Below are 20,193 nucleotides of genomic sequence, written 5' to 3'. Positions count from 1 at the left end.
CTACTCGATTTGAATTACACTTAAGACTCAATGGAAATCAGGATATTATACCAGTTGTATTAAGTAAATGATCTATCTTGAAGCGGGGAAATAGCTTTAGTAGCAAGGCAAAAATTTTGCTATTTAGTTGTTCTAAATGAGAAATTTTTAACGAAGCTAATATGCTATTTCACCCTTCAAATTTATTAGAGAATTAATTCAATTGGTATTAGTACCCCACCGCAGCGCTATCTGCACGCCTTGGATCTGAGGAGCCAAATAGACCTTTATCGGTAAGCATGATTGACTGGGTTGAGCCCATCGCATTCTGCTCTGAAAGTGTGTGTCCTTTGTTTTCTAGTAGACGTCGAGTATCCACATTTAAGCTACGTTCAATACGAATTTCATCTGGTAACCATTGGTGGTGAATACGCGGAGCCATGGTTGCTTCAGCAATGTTTAAGCCATGATCAATAACATTCATAATGATTTGCAGCGTGGTGGTGATAATACGTGAGCCACCAGGGCTACCCGTTACCAAAAAGGGTTTACCCTCTTTCATTACAATCGTGGGTGTCATTGAGCTCAGCGGGCGCTTCTTGCCTTCAACGGCGTTAGCTTCTCCACCAACCAAGCCAAAACCGTTTGGTGTGCCGGGCTTTGCCGAGAAATCATCCATTTCGTTGTTAAGTAGAATGCCAGTGCCAGCCGCGACAATACCTGAGCCATAGCTAAAATTGAGCGTGTAAGTGTTACTCACCGCATTGCCCCACTTATCTACCACAGAATAATGCGTGGTTTGGTTACTCTCATAAGGTAATAATTTACCGGGCTTAATCTCGCGGCTTGGCGTCGCTTTGTCTGCATTAATTTGTTTACTACGCTGCTTTGCATATTGCTTATCCACCAATGCTTTAACGGGTACGTCGTAGAAGTCAGGGTCGCCCAAATATTCGCTGCGGTCAGCATACGCACGCTTCATGACCTCAGCCATTAAATGGACGGTAGCAGCGCTATTATGCCCAAGCTCACCAATAGGGTATTGCTCCAGCATGTTGAGCATCTCTATGATATGCACACCACCAGATGAAGGAGGCGGCATAGAAACGATGTCGTAGCCGCGATATGTACCTTTTACTGGTTCACGCTCTACCGCTTTGTAGCCTTTTAAATCATCCAGCGACATAATGCCACCTGCTGCTTCTACCGCAGCAACAATTTTCTTTGCTGTCTCGCCCTGATAAAAGCCTGCACTGCCTTTTTCGGCAACAAGTTCCAAAGAGTGAGCCAAGTCAGCCTGCACCAGCCATTCATTTGGCTTATAGCTGCTACCATCTTTTTTATAAAACACGGCCTTAGACGCCGGTACATCGAGCATTCGTTCTTTAATGTAATTATGAGAAAGCGAATTAGCTAAATCAGAGGTCACTTTAATGCCATCACGCGCCAATTTTATTGCAGGCTGAATAACTTGGCTAAGTGTCATGGTGCCGTATTTTTCGAGTCCTAACTCCATCCCCATAACAGTTCCGGGAACCCCCACGGCAAGGCCGTGCTGAAGGCTTAGCTTTGGGTTTACCTCGCCGTTTTCATCAATAAAGATGTCTTTGTGCGCACGGCTCGGCGCCATTTCGCGATAATCAATCGCAATGGTTTTATTCTCTTTTGCCAGATGCACTAGCATAAAGCCACCACCGCCGATATTTCCGGCCCTTGGCAAAGTCACGGCAAGACTAAAACCTACTGCAACAGCCGCATCAACGGCATTGCCACCTTGCTTTAAAATCTCTACACCAACCTGACTAGCAAGTGCCTCTTGGCTAGATACCATGCCGTGTTCAGCCCATATTGGCTGTGCCGTGGCTTTAGAACTAAATATTGGTGACTCGTCAGCTTGCGCCGTGTTACCAAACGCAACACCCGTACATAAGGAAACAGAGCAAGTCCACACCAAGGCTGTTAATTTACGCATCTTCATCCCGTTTTTTAATTATTCTCATGTTGCAGTGTTGCATGATTAAAAAGACCAAACAATATCGATGCGTTGGGCGACTGACAGTGCAAATTTACGTTACACCATAGTTACTGCACTCAAGGCTAAAAAGCAGCTTGTCATCGAGCATTGAAGTTACACAGGGTTGAAATAAGGCAATTGAGAAAAACACAAATTTAACCTTTAAAAAACATATTTGACAAATAATTTACGTTGGGTACAGTCAATAATGTAGTTTGTTTTTTGTACGACAATTCAAGCTTTCACAATAAGGAAAATAAGATGAAATTAACTCTAACAAAAAGAAAGATAAAACAACTGAACCATACTGCAGGCTTGGAAAAAGCCCAAACACCAAACATCGCGGGAGGTTATTTAACCGCGGGTTGTGACAGAGAAATAACCGAGTTATGCAACACGAAAGCATTTGGTTCTTGCTATAACTGTGGCTCTCTTCGCTGTTAATACGCTTTCTTACCACCCAAAGGAAATGAAAAATGAAAATTAAACTGAATAAAAAGCCGCTTAAAAACTTAAACAATGCTCAAGCTATTGCACCACAAGCAACCCCCCAAATTGGTGGTGGTGTAAACCGTTTGACTGATTTGGACTGTGTACCGACTAACCGCCACGATTGTCGTACAGGTGCTATCTCTTGTTACGGTGATCACGACTGTGCTTTCACAAATAGACAGTATATGTGCGATTAATTCTTTTTAGGCCCGTACTTGGGCCTATTTTGGAGTCTCGACCTACTTAAAACACTAATCCTAGCTCACGTAACTCGCGTTCAGCTTGAGCCGCATTAAAGAACTGAATGCCATGTAATCCGACCTGCTTTGCACCTTCAACATTCGCTAAGACATCATCAAGAAAAACACAGTCATCTGCCGCTAGTTGGTAGCGCTCCAGTAAGTGAGTAAAAATAGCTTTGCCGGGCTTCATGCATCCAAGCTCAGCAGAAATAATTTCTCCGTCAAAGTGTTGCCAGAAAGTATGACGCGCTTTTAGGTGGCTCACAATCTCGTGCACATTATCGGTCAGGGCATAAGCACTATATCCAGCCGCCTTTAGGCGCTGCATCAGTGAAAGCGTGCCATAAAGTGGGATCAGCGATTCTTTGATATAAAAGAACAGTTCGTCAGCTTGCTCAGAGGTTAAGTGACAGGTTCGTATAAAAGCGTCCTTGGTGTCTGCTTCTGTCAGTTCGCCTCGATTAATCGCAAACCAAATCTCACTGTGGAACAGCTGCTTAGCTAGACTCTCAACGTCGCATTGGTTGCCAAAGGTAAGCCGAACTATCTCCTCTGGTGACCACCTCACAAATACGTTACCGACGTCAAAAATTACGTGTTTAATATTGCCAATTGCCATCCTTGAACCTCTTTAGTTAGTTTAAATATGAGCGTTTATTATGCATATCTTTACCACTTACGCACGGCTAATTCGTTAGACTTCATTGAAATAAAATCAATCATGTATTTGTTGTAAATACTCGCTAAAAAAGGTGAGAAACGCTTTGACTTGGCGAGGTTGAAACTGCCTAGATGGATAAATAGCTTGCAGCGCGACTTTATCTGAGTCCGTTGGACTAAATCCCAATGTTTGAGTTGGCAACAACTCTACCAATCGCCCCGCTTTAATATCTTTGTGAACATCCAGCCATGACTTAATGGTGATCCCAAGCCCTTGAATAGCCCAGTTTCGCAATACTTCTCCATCTGAACTCACTAAACAGGTAGGCACGGTTTCAATGATGGTTGCTTGCGTGTCTCTGTCGATAAAATACCAATCGTTTAGCGCCTGTCCTGCTCTTTCCAGTACTAAGCAGCGATGACGCTGTAATGCTTGATAGCAATCTGGTGTACCATACCGTTCGAGATAGTTTGGGGCAGCCACCAGCATTCTGCGGTTGTTTAACAAAGGCCGAGATATCAAACTGCTATCATTTAAATTACCATAACGAATGGCGATATCAGTGCCAGACTCAACTAATTTGACCAAGCCCTCCCCTAAGCTCAAGTTAACCACCACCTGTGGATGCTGCGTGGCAAACTCCGCAACGGCGGGAACCACGTACTGACGGCCAAAGTCTGAGCTTGCTGCAATTTTGAGTGTGCCTCTCAAATCGGGATCGGCATCTTGCAGTAGTGCCTCCGCCGCCGCGACCTCCTCAATGACTCGCACACAGCCCTGATAAAACCGCTCTCCCGCTTCTGTCAGTTTGATACTTCTGGTGTTTCGAGTAAGTAAACGGGTTTTATAGTGCGCTTCAAGTGCATTGATCCGTGCGGTCATGCTCGCTGGAGAAAGCCCTAATACTCGCCCTGCCGCAGCCAGGCCATCAGAGCGCACCACTTGAACAAAAAGCGCCATATCGTCTGCTTTGCTTTTCATTATTCACCTTTTATGAAAAGTAATTTTATATAAAAGCCAATTATCAAATATTAATAAACAAATAGACTGTTCTCAACACATAAATCGCTAACACCAATGGAGGTAACACACCATGCAGTTAGATCACTTTTTGTTTAGAGCACATGACATGGCAAAAATGGCAACCTTTTTTGAGCAAGTGCTTAGGCTTAAAGAAGGCTTACGTCCACCTTTTCCATTTCCAGGAAAGTGGTTTTATGGCGACCAACAGCAACCTTTCATTCATCTGGTTGAACAATCACCACATACCCAAGCACAGGCTGAATACCTTGGTTCTGTGCAAAACACAAGAATGAGTACTAGCAACATAGATCATATTGCATTTCGTGGTGACGATTACCCCGGGTTAATCGCCCGACTAGAGCATTTTGGCGTTCGTTACGTGGAACGAGATGTCCCTATTAGCAATGAGCATCAGGTTTTTATCTTTGCACCTGAATCTCTAAAAATTGAAGTGCTGTTCCCACGCCACATCAACTCACTTGTCCAATAATTAGGAGAATACTATGTCTGATCCATTGTTATTTACGCAGAAAAAACTCGGTAATTTAATCTTACCAAACCGCATTTTGATGGCACCAATGACCCGCTCTCGAACAACACAACCGGGAGATATTCCAAACCAGTTGATGGCAAAGTACTACGCCCAACGCGCTTCGGCAGGGCTTATCATTAGTGAAGCCACACAAATCTCTTGTCAGGGCAAAGGATATTCATTTACTCCCGGAATTTATACTGCTTCGCAGGTTGCTGGATGGAAAGAAATCACCCATGCAGTCCAGCAAAAAGGTGGCCGTATTTTCTGTCAGCTTTGGCATGTTGGTCGTATGTCTCACTCCACTTTTCATGAAGATGGCCAACCCGTCGCCCCCTCAGCACTGGCGCCCGACGCACAAGTGTGGGTGGTCAACGAAAAAGGAGTGGGTGAAATGGTCGATTGCCCAACACCACGTGCACTGGCAACCCAAGAAATACAGAGCATAGTCGAAGATTATGTCCATGCGGCTGAGAATGCCATGATGGCGGGGTTTAATGGCGTCGAGATCCACGCTGGTAATGGCTACTTAATCGACCAGTTTTTACGCCGCAGCTCTAATCAACGCCATGATCAATATGGTGGCTCGAAGGAAAACCGAATTCGCTTTGCGGTTGAAGTTATCACTGCGATTAGCCAAGCAATTGGGCCTGAAAAAGTAGGGATCCGGTTAGCGCCTTTTATTACCCAACGTGGCATGCAAGACGAAGAAGCCATTGATACTATTTTGCTCGCCGCGGAGCACTTTAACCGCTTAGGCATTGCCTATGTGCACTTAGCAGAAGCGGACTGGGATGATGCGCCGGTCGTGACGGAGAGTTTTAGGCAAGCACTAAGAAGAAAATTCCACGGCGCCATTATTGTGGCGGGAAATTACGAGCCAGAGCAAGCCGAAGCCCTTATTGAACAAGGCCTAGTCGACTTTGTGGCTTTTGGTCGCAAGTTTATCTCCAACCCAGATCTCGTATACCGCCTAACTCATCAATTGCCTTTGAGTCCAATCAACCCTGATGCGCCTTTGTTTGGTGGTAGCGAGCAAGGCTACACCGACTATGCAGATTTCCAACAATTAAGAGCAAAAGGTGCAATATGAAGCCATTATTACTGCATTTATCCCTAGCCTCTATGGCATTACTCGGTGCAACCAATGCAATTTCAGCACCTGAGTTTACACTAGAAAGCCCAGATCTTGTTGCCGAAAAATCTATTCGACCATTTCAATACTGGGATCAATTTGGCTGCGAGGGAAACAGCACACGGCCAACCTTAGTTTGGTCAAATGCACCTAAACAAACCAAGAGCTTTGCGGTGACGTTTTACGATCAAGACGCGCCAACCGGCAGCGGATTTTGGCACTGGCAAGTGTATAACTTGCCCAAAGACACGACTCGGCTTGCAGAAACTTTACCAAGCCAAGCCATTGAAGGTAATACGGATTTAGGAAAGCCTGGGTACTTTGGCCCGTGCCCGCCTATTGGCCGCAAACATAAATACACCTTTACCGTGCATGCACTAGATGTAGATACACTCCCCGTGCCAGCTGGTGCAACGGCACCACTTACTGGATTTTTTATCCACCAGCATAGCTTAGCGCAGGCAACACTTTCTGTGTATGCCGGCCCAAGAGCCGCAGGAGAATAACCATGCGTACCACGTTGACCACAAGTATTCGAGCGCTACTAACAGCAACTGCCCTGCTTGCAGGCACAGCCCACGGCGCTGAAATAGAGTCTGGCCATTACTGGCCTGATGATGCTCAATTGGTGATCTCTATCTCCATGCAGTTTGAAGCAACCGCGCAAGACCCAAGCGATCCTGGGCCATTTCCTCAGCAAGAAGCGGGCTACCCCGACACCGTCGCTCCTACTTGGTATCAGTATGGCATGAATGAAGGGATCCCACGATTGCTTAAGCTTTGGGATAAGCACAACATCAAAGTGACGTCCCACATGGTAGGAAAAGCTGCAGAGCTTAATCCTAAACTTGCCAAAATGGTGGCAGAAAAAGGGCATGAAATTTCAGGTCATGGACAAAACTGGACACCACAATACTCGATGACACCCGAAGAAGAACGTGCATCTTATATTCACAGTGCAGATGTGCTTGAAAAGATCACCGGGCAAAGGCCAAAAGGCTTTAACGCATTTTGGATGCGCCATTCACAGCAAACTCTAACTATTTTGCAGTCCCTTGGTTTTGTCTATCATATTGATGACTTATCTCGGGATGAGCCTTCGTTAACACCGGTCAATGGCAAGCCTTTCGTTGTTGTCCCCTACACCTTTAGAAACAACGATATCGTGCGCTATGGCGGCAGCTCCGCAATGACAGCAAAAGCCTATTTGCAAGAGTTAAAGGACGAGTTTGATGTGCTTTATGAAGAAGGAAAATCCCAGCGCCGCATGATGTCTATTAGTGCACACGACAGACTCGCAGGCAGCCCTGCACGCGTAAAAGCACTTGACGACTTTATTCACTACGCTAAATCGCACCCAAAGGTTAAGTTTATGCGCAAAATAGACATAGCGAAATGGACCCTAAAACAGCAAGACGTACCAACCAACCCAGAACGCGTGTTTTAGAGGTGCAAGGTAATGATTAAGCATGCTTTAATTTTAGCGCTAAGTGTCAGTGTGACTACAGCATTAGCAGCATCTAACGAAGAGTTACCCGTGGCGAAAGTTACGCAAATTTGTGACTCAGGACAATGTCAAACGGCCGCGAATGCCGCCTTGCAATACGCTGCTTTTTGGGACAGTGGAGACACTAAGTTTGCGAGACAGGCACTGAGTAACACATTTACTGATATGACATTACCAAGAGGTAGAAAACAAGGCTTGAAAGGCGTGCTAGAAGCCTCATCAGGATTTCGTCGCGCAGTGCCAGACCTGAAAGCAGAAGTCGAGCACTTATTAGTCAGTGGTTCATTTGTTACGGTACGATTACGTTTCTTTGGACACTTCAGCGGCCAGTTTGGTGTGCACCAAGGAGCAGGTCAAGCGATTGATTTTCGAGCCGTCGATGTTTACTACGTTGATGGCGAGAAAATCACTAAAAATTGGCATCTAGAAGACTACCATACGCTCTTTGAACAAATGCAGATTAACGAATAAACAATTATTGTCATAATACCGAGGCTCCAATTTGGAGCCTATTTAACAACACGCTTGTATTCTACATTCCTTTAAATCAATTGATTATATACAGTTTTTATCAACAATCTGTTCTAATACGGTCACTAAATTAGGTATTAGCAAAAGTAGATTTATCGCAGTGCAATCAATAAACCAACTTTCTCAACAGTTCATTTCCCTGTGTAAAGATAAACGTAAACTCTCAGATCACACCTTGAAAGCATATCAAATTGACCTAAAGCAGTTTATGCAGGCACTTGATGAAAATAAAAGCATTAAAGATATTAGCAAAGTAGACTTATCACAGTTCCATCAATTTCTGGTTGATGCAGAGCTATCAAACACATCAATAAAGCGCAAAATGGCGTGTGTAAGGGCTATGTTCCAGTGGCTTGAGCGAGAGGAATTCATCGAGCTTAATCCTTTTCATAAATTTCAGCTAGACATCAAGCTACCTAAAAGATTGCCAAGAAACGTACCACACTCAGACTTGAAACGCTTGCTCAAACAAGCCAGAAAAAACTGTAAAAACTTATGGGTAGAATCATCAAACACATATAGCGTCAGTCAAAAGCGCATGCTAAATGAATTTACTTCACTCATCGCGTTAGAACTTATGATTAGCACAGGGATCCGAGTATCTGAGCTTGCTGGAATTTGTTTAACTGACATCTATATCAACGAAAAGAAGATTAAAATCTTAGGTAAGGGAGCCAGAGAAAGGTTTGTGTATCTCACAGACCAAGAAATAGCCAAATTACTCAAGAACTATATTGAAAGCCGCGCTATTTGCGCACCACATTGCGATCATTTACTGATTAATAGCCGCGGGGAGCCTGCATCAACGCAATTTTTACGCAAACTAATCAAAAAACTTAGTCAACAAGCATACACCCAACTCAAAGTCACTCCACACATGCTTAGGCACAGTGCAGCATGTGAACTACTTGAATCTGGCCTCGACATTCGCTTCGTTCAACGATTACTCGGACACAGTAGTATCTCAACCACGGAAATTTATACCCATGTTACCGACAGCGCTCTGCAAAAGAAGATCACTAAAGCCAATGTAAGGAAACGAATTGCTAGTTAGTAAGGATAACTAGGAATTATCAATGAATAGAGCTAATGATCATCAGTACTCGTTAATAAACGAAAAGATCTCTGAGAAACAAAAAGAATTAGAGCAACATCATTTATTCGAGCTGATGAAGAGTCATACCCCTTCTACAAGGTTCATCAAAAAGCTGTTAGCTATGCAGTTAGGTTACAACATTTACTTTATATCTGCGCTGGCGAATATGAGAAAAGTTTTTTGTGGACATGATAAGTTCTTATGCAGCTTTTTAGATCCTCATATGGCGTCGGAGTTTGGAGCTGATATTGAATTAGTCGATTTACATCAAAAAGGCGTAACTCATATAAAAATGATTTTCAGCCTCATTGACTCAATGAATATGTCTCCTCAAGAGAAATGCAACTGGGGCCAAGATTGTAATAACTTTTTTAATTTTGGCATTGTGAACTTAATTGGTGGAGATGACAAAGCTGTTGCATTAGGTGCTTTATTTGCTGATGAAATCTATGCTAACTGTTGGTTTTCTCATTTCTATAAATTCATAAAAAAGTTTTCAATCGAAAATGATTTAGAGCTAGACTTGGAATTTTTTTCTTCTCATGCAAATGAGATAGAACCAGCACATCAAGACCACGCCATTTTGCTAAGAAGCTATTGCCATTCATTAAATCTGAACGAGTTGGGATTTAATGAAGGTATTGAGCTTTTCGGAAAAGAGATAGTAATATTATTCGATAGCTTGGCAAATACATTATTAAGTAAAAATTAACTCTAAAACTAGGTCTTTTTATTAATCCTAAATAAATCGGATCTTATGTAAGAGTAACCAATTAAGAATAGCAACAGCCCTATCCACTGATAAGTCTTTACTTCGACATTCAGTAGGAAACATTCACTAACCATGGTAATTGGAACGGCGAAAGAGAGTCCTAACCCGAGGAAAAGACTCGATAATACATTGGCCTTTTTAATGTATGAAAGAGATTCATTTATTAAAAAATAAGTTACTCCAATACCAATCAAGCCATTTATTGCTTGCACACTGATATCTAGCCCTGCGATACCATTAAAAAAATCAAACGATTTTTCAAGCAAAAAATAGCTTAATAACATATGAATAGGAAATACAATCAGACTAGCAATGAGTAAAAGAAACCCCATTCCTATTGTTCGCTCCCATAGTTCTTCTGATTGAGTATGCTTCTCTGTCCATAGGATGCCAAAGATAGAAAACCCAAGGCCGGATAAAGCTCCAAATAATATTGCTAAATAATTTATCTCAGATTCATTGTTTATTTGACCAGAGATCATGACAACCCCTAACGTAATGACTAAGCTACTTGTTATCCATTTTTTTACTGGGGCATTTTTCATTAATAAAAATAGTATTAATGCAGTCCAAACTACGTGCATATTTTCAAGTGCTGCGACTAGGCTAGCGTTAGATTGAGTAACAGCTAGAAGCCAAAAATACATGCTCAGGCCTTTGGCAAGAGCTGCTAATAAAAAGTAATTTAAATTAATACTTTTAAGAGAGGGAAATATCTCGCCTTTATTAGAAGATATTTTTCTAATTGCAAAGCCTACTGCAAACAGAAAGCAAGATGCAGAAATATACTTCACGAAAGTGATTTCATATGAAGCATTTGGTAATTTGGCCATTGACCACCTTGTTATAGTATTACCCAATCCCCAAAAAAACGAGGCAAGTAGGGTAATAAGAAACCCAGATAGCATATAGTTATCACTTATCTGAGAGGGCGAGAATGCCCTACTTTCTTTGTTCTTTTCTATATTATTTTTCAGAGTACAACCGGCTTTTTTCCGCTCAATAACTTCAGCTTTTACAACAGAGTTACCGGCTGATCTACCATCTTTTTTTTTTAAAATCGGAGTCAAGTGTTCAGGAATGTTTGCCATTTGCAACGCGACGCAGCCAAGCTCAAAAGCAAATTCAATGTTTTTACCCGCTCCCAAGGCATCGTAAATAGCTACAGCAAACTCTATGGCAGCTTCATCACCTATTTCTTTTTTCATCCCTATAACGGACTCTATGTGTTCAACGATGGAGTTTGCTTGAGCTTCTGAGTAACAGGCGTTTAATATTACACACTTCACGTTATCGGAGAATAATTTAAACAACCCAGATAGCGCTTCGCCTGAAATTAGGTGGGAGTTTCCATCTTCTTTTTCAAAAGCAAGGCCAATATCACCCGCTCCGTGCCCACAAAAGTGCACTATATCAGGCTCAAAATCTAGCAAAGCCCTCCTAATAGATGTCGGTGTTGGTGCATGATAATGTTCAACTTGATAATCTTTCCAGCACCTTGATCTTCGCAGGCCTTCTTTTATTTTATCGACTTCTTCTCCCAATCTTAAGCTATCAGTATCTTTGGGATTTGCCGCTAAAATAAGGATTCTTGTTGCCATAATTCCTAGTTATCCTTACACTTTACTCTAACCTAGATAAAACCAGACCACGAACCAAACTGCAACAAAAAATTACATAAATTCAACAAAAATGCTGTACTAACTCATCCCAAAACCACAATTTTTATTTTCGAAACCGCAAAAAGCACTCCTTCCATGCAAACAGACAAAACAAAAAACCTAATAATTTCAGTAAATTAAGTTTTGGCATGCGACTTGTTATCTACTGAGTAATAACAACCTTCATTCCACCAGAGATATCAACATGGATATACAAGTCGAACATAAAAAGCGCAACAAGGTTAACTGGTTGTGGGCTGTTGGCGGAACCATTTTCGCCGTAGTTATTATATGGCTGCTAATACAGCCCTCAGCGCAGGCATCTTTGCCTATGGCAAAAACATGGATTGCGGAGGTCCAGCAAGGGGATTTAGAGGTCAGTGTATCTGGATATGGTCAGCTTAAATCGAAAACGCCGCGTTTGATAAGTGCCGCGAGCAATGCCACGGTTGAAGAAATTGTGTTGCGCCCAGGTGCACAAGTTAACCCCGACAGCATCATCATGAGATTACAAGATGCAAATTTGGCCCAATCTTTAAAAGATGCCAAACGCAGTTTGGCGCAATCGCAAGACCAATATCTACAGCTCGATATCAATCAACAACGAGAACTGCTGTCTCATCAGGCAGATTTGGAAATTCTGAGATCTGAGTTAGAAAGTGCCGAGCTGGAGGTTACCGCTCAAGGAGAATTGGTTGAAGATGGGGTTGTTTCTAAACTCGACTACCAACGCGCGGTACTTACCCATCGCCAGCTGAAACGTCGCATTAATATTGAACAACAGCGAATATCACAATTGCAGACCTTACACAAAGCCAACCTGCAGCTTGCGCAGTCAAATATTGATGCCAGTAATGAAGCATTTTTATTGGTGCAAGATAGGGTGAATAAGCTCACTGTACGGGCTGGGATCAAAGGAGTATTGCAGCAACTTCATGTGGAACTTGGACAAAGTGTCTCTCTTGGCACTCAATTGGTGTTAGTTGGCAGCACCACTGATTTATATGCGCAATTACAGATCCCACAAGCCTATGCCCAGCAAATAAAGCTGGCTCAGCATGTGAGCATCAATACCCGTAACGACTTAATTGAAGGCCAAGTGTCGCGCATTAATCCAATGGTACAAAATGGCAATATTGAAGTTGAGGTGACACTGCCTAAAAGCCTGCCCACGAGTGCTCGTCCCGAGCTAAACATTGAGGGGAAAGTCTCTATCGATAAATTGAGTTCCGCGCTGTTCATCGACAAACCCGTCGGTGCAAAGCCTTATAGTCAAGCAACCTTATATCTTGTTGATAAAGAAAAACAACAAGCCCATGCAATTCAAGTACACTATGGCGCAGAAACGTCACAGCACATTCAGCTGCTCAGTGGCGCTTCGACAAATCAGCAGTTTATTTTGTCAGATATGGCATCTTATGCCGACACACCCATAGTGACTTTGAGCAAATAACAAACCAAAGGAAGAACAATGAATAATAAACACGTTATTGAACTTAAAAACATCACTAAAAAGTTTGTCCTCGGCGGAATGGAAACACTGGCACTGCGTGGTGTAAACCTCAATGTAACTCAGGGCGAATATCTGTCAATTTCAGGCCCATCGGGCTGCGGCAAATCAACACTCCTAAATATTCTTGGTTTATTAGACAGCCCAAGCACCGGCACCTACACAATTGCGGGTAACGATGTCAGTAACCTTGACGTCAACCAAAGAGCCACACTAAGAAATAAACATATTGGCTTTGTGTTTCAGTCATTTAACCTCATCGATGAATTGAACGTCTTTGACAATATCGCCTTACCTATCAAGTACAGTAGCACCGCACTTTCAAGTACTGCGTTAAAAGAACGGGTAATGACTTGCTTGGAATTAGTACAAATGACCCACAGAGCAGAGCATAAGCCCAATCAACTGTCAGGCGGACAGCAGCAACGTATCGCCATCGCCCGTGCGCTCGCCAATCAGCCAGATATTCTGCTTATTGACGAACCTACAGGAAACTTGGACTCAAAAAATGGCGATGCGGTAATGAAAATGCTGAGCGACCTAAACGCCCAAGGCACAACCATGTGTATGGTTACCCACGACCCTAGGTATGCAGACATGGCAAAACGTAAACTGTTCTTGTTAGATGGGGTGATGGTGGATGAAATGAATTTGGAGATGGTGGGATGATAAAAGAGGAATTTAAGCTCGCACTGTCAAATCTGAGGAAGCTTCCGGGATTTAGTCTTACCGTACTTGTCACCCTAGCATTAACCTTAGCAGCGCTAACGGTAGTGATTAATATCAACCATAGATTGATCACGCAACCGCTCCCCTACCCTGATGCAGATAAGCTGTGGGTGACCGATCAAAGCGAAACCATTAATGGAGAAACCCAATATGGATTCCAACTGCTCTCCACCCAGTTTCGACTATATCAAGATAAGCAATTTATCGACAAAATGACGATGATGCACTTGGTATCATCTCGTTTTATGGACATTAAGGATATGCCCACGGTAGACATTATTCGAGTGACTCCCGAATTCTTTGAGTTGTTAGGCACGCCACTGCATCTTGGTCGCGCGCTAAAGCAAGACGAAGGCGTCAGCGATGAACAAAAAGTTTTAGTCCTGAGTTACCAGTCTTGGATAACGCACTTTAATGCCGATCCAGATATCGTTGGTAGCTACACCTCCATAGATCGTGAACGCTATCAAATTATCGGAGTAACGGGAGAAGCGTTTGAAGTGCCTGAGATCTTTGGTGGCTTTCCCGTTAGCGGCTTTAGTAGCTTTCCGGAGCCTGTCACCACCAGCTCGCACTGGAATAACATCAGTAGCCAGTTTAACGGTATCGCTCGACTGAAAGCGGGTGTAAACATTGAGCAGATGAATCATGCGCTGGGCGAACAGATTAACACGCTTTACCAATCCCGTGAAAACGTAGCGCCTAACACGCGAATTGGCGCTCAGTTTACACCACTGCGCGACAAAATAGTTGCACGAAGTGATGAGCTCGCCATTACCTTGTTGTTCTCAGCTGCGGTTTTGGTGCTCATTGCCCTGACCAATGTGGTTAATTTATTTCTCTCAAGGGCTGCGCAAAAACAGCGCACCATGGCAATTCAAGCGGCACTGGGGGCAAAGCCTACTCACATTTTTGTCAGTATGTTTTGCGAAAGCGTCCTGTTAGTGGGGGCAGCTACTATACTCGGATTATTGCTTGCCGAGTGGTTGAATGTTTGGTTAGCAAACGACTTGAGCTATTTATTTAGTCGCATGCAGGGCTTAACTCTGGACTGGCCGACCATAGTGGTTGCTTGTGCACTGAGTCTGATAATAGCGCTACTCATCGCCTGGTTTACCAGCAAACAAGTAAACTATCATGCCCTGACAGATGCGCTACACAGCAGCGGTAAAGGCACTGGCGCGCAAATTTCCAAGCGTACTCGTCAAGTGTTGGTGGCATTACAAGTATGCTTTGCCAGTATTTTACTCTTTCTAGCGGCCAACAAATTAGTTCCCGCATACGCGCAAATGACTCATCCCACAGGGTTTGATACTGAGCATTTGTACTATGTCCGTATCGATGGCAGTGCCACAGGAATCGATAACTTTGAACTTGGCAAACAAATCAAACAGCTTTTAGCCAATCAAGCGAGCATCACATCGATATCGGCAAGTTATGCTTCGCCTTTGCAAATGGGATGGCAAAATTATTTGTATGACCAAAATATTGCGCTGATCGGTATCGTCAGTTTGTCCTTTTACGACGAAGACGGTTTCACTGCGCTTTCACTACCACTTGAGCAAGGAAGCCGGTTTACACCGATCATGGCCTCAGGCTCAGACAACAACGAAATAATTCTCTCAGCCTCACTCGCTAAGCGTTTGTACAAAGATGAAAATCCAATCGGTCAAACCCTCTATGCTGACAGAGAGGTGCCAAGAAAAGTGGTTGGGGTTGTAAGTGATATTTACGTGCCTACAGGCAACCGAGGCTATACCTTAGAGCGCTATTACTTGCCTGTCACCGAAGGTAGCACATCCTTTATTATCAAAGGGAATTCTGCACTGTCAAAAGTCCAATTAACTCATGCTCTCAAGGTTATTCATCCGAGTCTAAACTTTGCTTTTTTTGAGCCTGTAGATGACATGCTAACCCAGAGGTTAAGACAAACTTGGCTGCAAGCAATGTTGACTGTCGCCCTATTAGCCCTTACCTTAAGCCTAGCTGGCGCCGGGATCTACGGCGTGCTCAACTACAGTGTACAAATGCGTCGCTATGAACTTGGCATTCACTTGTCGTTGGGCGCACATACACACAAACTGATAGCACAAGTGCTCAAGCAGAGTCTAACACCGGTAATGATTGGCCTTGGAGTGAGTGCATTAACCGTTGCAATCGGATATGGGATACTGACAAAGATAAGCACAACTGCTATTTCCGTGAGCTGGTTCGCTGTTATCGTGACAATCCCTATCATGCTGCTGATTGCGCTCATCGCAAGCTATTTACCTGTGCAAAGGGTGATAAGGCAAGATCCCATTAAAGCGCTAAGAAACGAATAAGTTAATAACAACAGGAATGCGTAGGCAAAGCGTGGCGTGTAAACGCTCTTTGCCTACAACACACTATGCAAGGTTCAATTTTAATCGTTGATGACAAGGCCGATATCCGCCTTAGCTTACAGTTTTTACTAAAAAACCACGGTTTTACCATTTTCCAAAGTAGTAGTCTTGATTGTGCCGCTAAGCAGCTCAATGCGCACGACATTGATATTGTACTGCTAGACATGAACTATGAGCTCGATACGACATCCGGCGATGAAGGTCTCGCTTTTTTGAGTCAGTATGCAAGCCAAAGTAGCGCAACCTTTATTGCGATGACCGCTTGGTCTAGCGTCGAACTCGCCGTCGAAGCCATGCAGCGCGGCGCCAAAGACTTTTTTGCCAAGCCTTGGGACAACCACGCTGTAGTAATGATGGTGAAAAAGCATTTAGGGCTAAAGCAAATCACTGCAAAACAACAATCGGCTTCCCCCCTACTAACCACAGCTAAAATAGCGCCAAATGTAGACCATGCTGATGCGTTACTCTGGTTAAGCCCTACGATGCAAGCGCTAAAAAGCCAACTTGATCGCATTGCCAAAACCAAAGCGAATATATTGCTTAGAGGGGAAAATGGTACGGGAAAATCACAAATTGCCAGCTACATCCACCAGCAAAGTAACATCACAGGCAACTTTGTGAGCACCAATATGGCGGCCATTCCAGAGTCACTGTTTGAAAGCGAAATGTTTGGCCATGTGAAAGGTGCGTTTACTGACGCTAAACAGGATAGACAAGGTCGTTTCTCAATGGCTGAGCAAGGGACTTTGTTTTTGGATGAGGTAGGCACACTCACAGAGCCTCAACAAGCGAAGCTACTACGAGTATTAGAAACAGGGGAATATGAAGCTGTTGGCTCGAGCAAAACGCAGCATGCAAGCTGTAGAATCATTAGCGCAACTAATGCAGATTTAGAGTCGCAACAACAAGCAAGTCAATTTCGTAGTGACCTGTATTTCAGACTAAATACAATGGAGTTTGAGATCCCACCACTGCGCTTGCGTCGCACAGAGATAATTCCGCTGGCCGACTTTTTTATTCAAAAGCACGCAACGGCCTATGAATTAGACGTAAAACCTTTGTCTCATGCAGCGAAAACAAGACTACAAAGTTACGCATTCCCGGGTAATATCCGTGAACTTAGCCATATGATGGAACGTGCGATTTTACTGTGTGATGGCACTGAAATTGAAGAAAGCGCGCTTTCTTTAAAATCTGTGGTAACCACAGAGCAGAGTGAGCCTGAAATGATGACGCTAGATCAAGCCGAGCAAAAATTGATTAAAATGGCGCTGTGCCAATGCCATGATAATGTGGAAGATGCTGCGGTTTTACTTGGGATCAGTAAAAGTGCCCTATATCGTCGCCTTGATAAGTTCGATATTAAAACGCGATGAGCTTGCCTATGAAAAAGCCTAACTTTGAACAGACTATCGAGATTTTTTGTCTGGTTATTTGGTTGCTGTTCACCGTGCTCAGCGCTTTTTTTATGGTCATCCTTGAGGTCTCAACACTCAGTGTTATCACCTATTTTATCCTTGTCCTTTGTCCGCTCGCACTGCTGCTGTATCATTTTAAACAGCGCCTGATACAACCTTTTTATCACCTCTCAACCACCATAGAGGCGATTAAAAACGAAGAGTATGGACAGCGCTTGTACACCTCTGACAGCTCGGGAATTCTTCACAGTTTGCAGCAGGAAACACAGCAATTGTGTGAACAGCTGCAATCATTCAAATCAGAGCGAGACCACCAAGCCATATTACTATTTAGACTCATTGAGCAACTGCCCAGCCCCATCGCGATTTTCGATAACGACACTGCACTGGTGCATGCCAATGAAGCCTTCTCAAATTGGATTGGCAAACCATGGCAAAGCCAGCGTTTATTAAAAGCGCATAAGTTTAGCCTTGAATATCATCGTGGTCATTGGCACTTTAACCACCCCACCTTAGGTGATGAGTGGCAACTTCGCTATAGCGAGCTTACCATTGCAGGCATGCAGGCGCACTTAGTGATCTTAACCGATGTGCAAGCGGTTGTCAGTCAAGCTCAGCGCGACGCTTGGCAAAAAATGATCAGAGTGCTCAGCCACGAAATTCATAATTCTCTCTCGCCGATTAAGTCACTTGCTCAAACCTTGATAGAAATTCCCACCACGCAAGAAAATCAAGCCGATTTTGAACAAGCGCTTGGCGTGATTGTGCAGCGCAGCGATGGCCTGATGTCATTTGTTAATCGCTATGCAAGCGTTGCAAAACAGCATCAACTTCATATAGAAGCGATATCCATAAATGACTTACTAACACCGCTCGTAGGGCTTTTCGACAATCGCGTGAGATTAACCATTGAACAGGACTTTACGCTGCAAATTGATCAAAGCTTACTTGAGCAAGCACTTGTAAACCTGATTAAAAATGCCTTGGAAGCTGGAGGTGAGCGCAATGCTGTTTACGTCAAAGCGTATCACAATCATAAATTCGCAGGTATTGAAGTACTCGATGAAGGGCATGGCATAAAGAACGCTGACAACCTGTTTGTACCTTTTTATACCACCAAATCAACGGGTAAAGGGATTGGGCTCATCTTAGCTAAAAATATCGTTGAACAGCATAACGGAAAACTGAGCTTAACCAATCGTAAGGATGCACAAGGCGCAATTGCTCATATTCAGCTTCCACTGGTGGCAGCGAATAAGTGAGTGTTCACCGCCACTTCTAGGCAACATTTATTCGGACATTTTAAGCATCGCAATCAACTGACGGCCAGCAGCAATGGTATTGGTTTCACCACTATAGATGTTGTCGCATTCTTTCGATCCAAACACTTCTTTAATCCAAACAAGTAATAATACGTGTTAACCGATTAACTTTGAGCCCTCGTAAAAGTGCTGCCGATGCTCAAGGTAGCGCATCCACACTCTATCCATTTGCGACTGATATAATTTTGCGCCATGTTTGTAATCCGTACCGTGCAACAGCAGCATATCCGCAAGTTGCATGCTGCTGGTCATGGCATGCAACATACCTTGCGAAGAGAGCGGATCAAAGCTCATGCTCGCATCACCCACCGCATACCAGCCTTTTGCTGCGCAACTATCCAAACGGGCCGAATTTGCACTTACCATTGGGCGCAGGTATGCTGTTTCTATATTCACCAAGTCCACTAAGGTGTTAAATCCCCTCACCTGCTTTACTTTGGCTAAAAAATCTCGAGCGTTGGTGATGTTGCACTTTTTGATCGCATCAGCGCAAGCCTGCCAAGAAAACACCCGAGGCTGCATATTAGGATCGAGTGAAGAGCATGCCGCGCTCGGCGCACTATACCACCAGCCATTTTCTTCATCGCTTATCACCGCAAACTGTTTCGTCGTGGCAACCTCTGCGGTAAGCCACAGTGCCATTTGCTTATCAAACTGTTGTAGTTTTGCACCGAGTCGCCTCGCCAGATGACAGGCGCGACCGGTGGCATCAATAAGCAGTGTTGTCGTGATAGACATGTCAGTGTCGCAGCCTTCAACCCTAACTTGCCAACTTGATTGTGTTTGCACCACATCAGTAAGCTTTGTAGAAGATAACAAAGGGATACCACGAAGCACTAATTGATCACGAAGCTGCTGTTCAAAATGCTGCCGATGAATGTGCCATCCCAAACCATCGGGGTTTTTAACGTTATCCACTATGGTAGGCGATTCACTACCCCAAAACGAAATCATACCGTGACAAGTGAGATGTTCCGGGCTTTGTAGTAAGTGCAACAAATTAAGCTTTTTGAGAATTCTAGACGCCGCTGGCGGTAAACACTCGCCCACTTTGTCTTTAGCTGCGGCGAGCTTATCGACTACTATCACCTGGTAGTGAGGATGCAAGGCAAGTGCAGCAATGCATCCTGCAATGCCTGCACCTACAATTACAATATCCGATTTCCTTTCAGCCATATTAGCCCT

Annotated in this window: 19 protein-coding genes; 14 read left to right on the top strand and 5 right to left on the bottom strand. The window is 43.8% G+C overall.

The features are described 5' to 3' along the window. Positions 1-208: 208 nt before the first annotated feature. Positions 209-1,951 carry a gamma-glutamyltransferase gene (gene ggt / locus PNC201_RS05170; protein ID WP_102056388.1) on the bottom strand — a complete coding sequence of 581 codons (1,743 nt, stop codon included), beginning with the start codon at positions 1,949-1,951 and terminating at the stop codon, positions 209-211. Between the two features lie 303 nt (positions 1,952-2,254). Between ggt and PNC201_RS05165 the strand changes: the two genes are divergently transcribed. Both PNC201_RS05165 and PNC201_RS05160 read left to right on the top strand, forming a co-directional pair. Further along, positions 2,255-2,437, top strand: coding sequence for a hypothetical protein (locus tag PNC201_RS05165; RefSeq protein ID WP_010604114.1), 183 nt, complete (start codon positions 2,255-2,257; stop codon positions 2,435-2,437). A 32-nt stretch (positions 2,438-2,469) separates the two neighbouring features. Next, positions 2,470-2,682 (top strand): hypothetical protein, encoded by a 213-nt coding sequence (locus tag PNC201_RS05160; RefSeq protein ID WP_010604115.1) that lies wholly within the window; start codon positions 2,470-2,472, stop codon positions 2,680-2,682. 46 nt (positions 2,683-2,728) lie between these two features. On the opposite strand, the gene PNC201_RS05155 is transcribed toward PNC201_RS05160, so the two are convergent. Both PNC201_RS05155 and PNC201_RS05150 read right to left on the bottom strand, forming a co-directional pair. Beyond that, positions 2,729-3,346 (bottom strand): HAD family hydrolase, encoded by a 618-nt coding sequence (locus tag PNC201_RS05155; RefSeq protein WP_102056387.1) that lies wholly within the window; start codon positions 3,344-3,346, stop codon positions 2,729-2,731. A 96-nt stretch (positions 3,347-3,442) separates the two neighbouring features. Then, on the bottom strand, positions 3,443-4,369 hold the full coding sequence (locus tag PNC201_RS05150) for a LysR family transcriptional regulator (protein ID WP_102056386.1): 927 nt from the start codon (positions 4,367-4,369) through the stop codon (positions 3,443-3,445). Between the two features lie 112 nt (positions 4,370-4,481). Between PNC201_RS05150 and PNC201_RS05145 the strand changes: the two genes are divergently transcribed. The 7 genes from PNC201_RS05145 to PNC201_RS05115 all read left to right on the top strand — a co-directional run bounded on the left by PNC201_RS05145 (position 4,482) and on the right by PNC201_RS05115 (position 9,924). Then, positions 4,482-4,901 carry a lactoylglutathione lyase gene (locus PNC201_RS05145; RefSeq protein WP_102056385.1) on the top strand — a complete coding sequence of 140 codons (420 nt, stop codon included), beginning with the start codon at positions 4,482-4,484 and terminating at the stop codon, positions 4,899-4,901. A 13-nt stretch (positions 4,902-4,914) separates the two neighbouring features. Then, positions 4,915-6,036, top strand: coding sequence for an alkene reductase (locus PNC201_RS05140; RefSeq protein WP_102056384.1), 1,122 nt, complete (start codon positions 4,915-4,917; stop codon positions 6,034-6,036). Next, on the top strand, positions 6,033-6,584 hold the full coding sequence (locus tag PNC201_RS05135) for a YbhB/YbcL family Raf kinase inhibitor-like protein (protein WP_102056383.1): 552 nt from the start codon (positions 6,033-6,035) through the stop codon (positions 6,582-6,584). Before PNC201_RS05140 ends, PNC201_RS05135 begins: the two co-directional genes overlap by 4 nt. Positions 6,585-6,586: 2 nt before the next feature. Continuing rightward, positions 6,587-7,525 (top strand): polysaccharide deacetylase family protein, encoded by a 939-nt coding sequence (locus PNC201_RS05130; RefSeq protein ID WP_102056382.1) that lies wholly within the window; start codon positions 6,587-6,589, stop codon positions 7,523-7,525. A gap of 12 nt (positions 7,526-7,537) precedes the next feature. Beyond that, on the top strand, positions 7,538-8,056 hold the full coding sequence (locus PNC201_RS05125) for an ester cyclase (protein WP_102056381.1): 519 nt from the start codon (positions 7,538-7,540) through the stop codon (positions 8,054-8,056). Between the two features lie 160 nt (positions 8,057-8,216). Next, complete coding sequence (locus PNC201_RS05120) at positions 8,217-9,170, top strand: tyrosine-type recombinase/integrase (protein WP_102056380.1); 954 nt, start codon at positions 8,217-8,219, stop codon at positions 9,168-9,170. A 22-nt stretch (positions 9,171-9,192) separates the two neighbouring features. Continuing rightward, positions 9,193-9,924, top strand: coding sequence for a hypothetical protein (locus PNC201_RS05115; protein WP_102056379.1), 732 nt, complete (start codon positions 9,193-9,195; stop codon positions 9,922-9,924). 8 nt (positions 9,925-9,932) lie between these two features. On the opposite strand, the gene PNC201_RS05110 is transcribed toward PNC201_RS05115, so the two are convergent. Continuing rightward, positions 9,933-11,585, bottom strand: coding sequence for an EamA family transporter (locus PNC201_RS05110; RefSeq protein ID WP_102056378.1), 1,653 nt, complete (start codon positions 11,583-11,585; stop codon positions 9,933-9,935). Positions 11,586-11,850: 265 nt separating this feature from the next. Between PNC201_RS05110 and PNC201_RS05105 the strand changes: the two genes are divergently transcribed. The 5 genes from PNC201_RS05105 (at position 11,851) to PNC201_RS05085 (ending at position 18,948) form a co-directional block, all read left to right on the top strand. Next, positions 11,851-13,098 carry an efflux RND transporter periplasmic adaptor subunit gene (locus PNC201_RS05105; protein ID WP_102056377.1) on the top strand — a complete coding sequence of 416 codons (1,248 nt, stop codon included), beginning with the start codon at positions 11,851-11,853 and terminating at the stop codon, positions 13,096-13,098. A gap of 18 nt (positions 13,099-13,116) precedes the next feature. Then, complete coding sequence (locus PNC201_RS05100; RefSeq protein ID WP_102056376.1) at positions 13,117-13,824, top strand: ABC transporter ATP-binding protein; 708 nt, start codon at positions 13,117-13,119, stop codon at positions 13,822-13,824. Next, positions 13,821-16,208, top strand: coding sequence for an FtsX-like permease family protein (locus tag PNC201_RS05095; RefSeq protein ID WP_102056375.1), 2,388 nt, complete (start codon positions 13,821-13,823; stop codon positions 16,206-16,208). The genes PNC201_RS05100 and PNC201_RS05095 overlap by 4 nt, the downstream gene beginning before the upstream one ends. A 65-nt stretch (positions 16,209-16,273) precedes the next feature. After that, on the top strand, positions 16,274-17,644 hold the full coding sequence (locus tag PNC201_RS05090; RefSeq protein WP_102056374.1) for a sigma-54-dependent transcriptional regulator: 1,371 nt from the start codon (positions 16,274-16,276) through the stop codon (positions 17,642-17,644). An 8-nt stretch (positions 17,645-17,652) separates the two neighbouring features. After that, the gene (locus PNC201_RS05085; protein WP_233525213.1) at positions 17,653-18,948 is read left to right on the top strand and encodes a sensor histidine kinase; all 1,296 of its coding nucleotides are present in this window, start codon (positions 17,653-17,655) and stop codon (positions 18,946-18,948) included. Between the two features lie 156 nt (positions 18,949-19,104). On the opposite strand, the gene PNC201_RS05080 is transcribed toward PNC201_RS05085, so the two are convergent. Then, positions 19,105-20,184: an NAD(P)/FAD-dependent oxidoreductase gene (locus PNC201_RS05080; protein WP_102056372.1), complete on the bottom strand. Its 1,080-nt coding sequence runs from the start codon at positions 20,182-20,184 to the stop codon at positions 19,105-19,107. Positions 20,185-20,193 lie beyond the last annotated feature (9 nt).

The sequence above is a fragment of the Pseudoalteromonas sp. NC201 genome, assembly GCF_002850255.1.
Classification (GTDB): domain Bacteria; phylum Pseudomonadota; class Gammaproteobacteria; order Enterobacterales; family Alteromonadaceae; genus Pseudoalteromonas.
The sequence above is the reverse complement of the archived record's forward strand: the minus strand, read 5'-3'. Positions and strand labels throughout refer to the sequence as shown.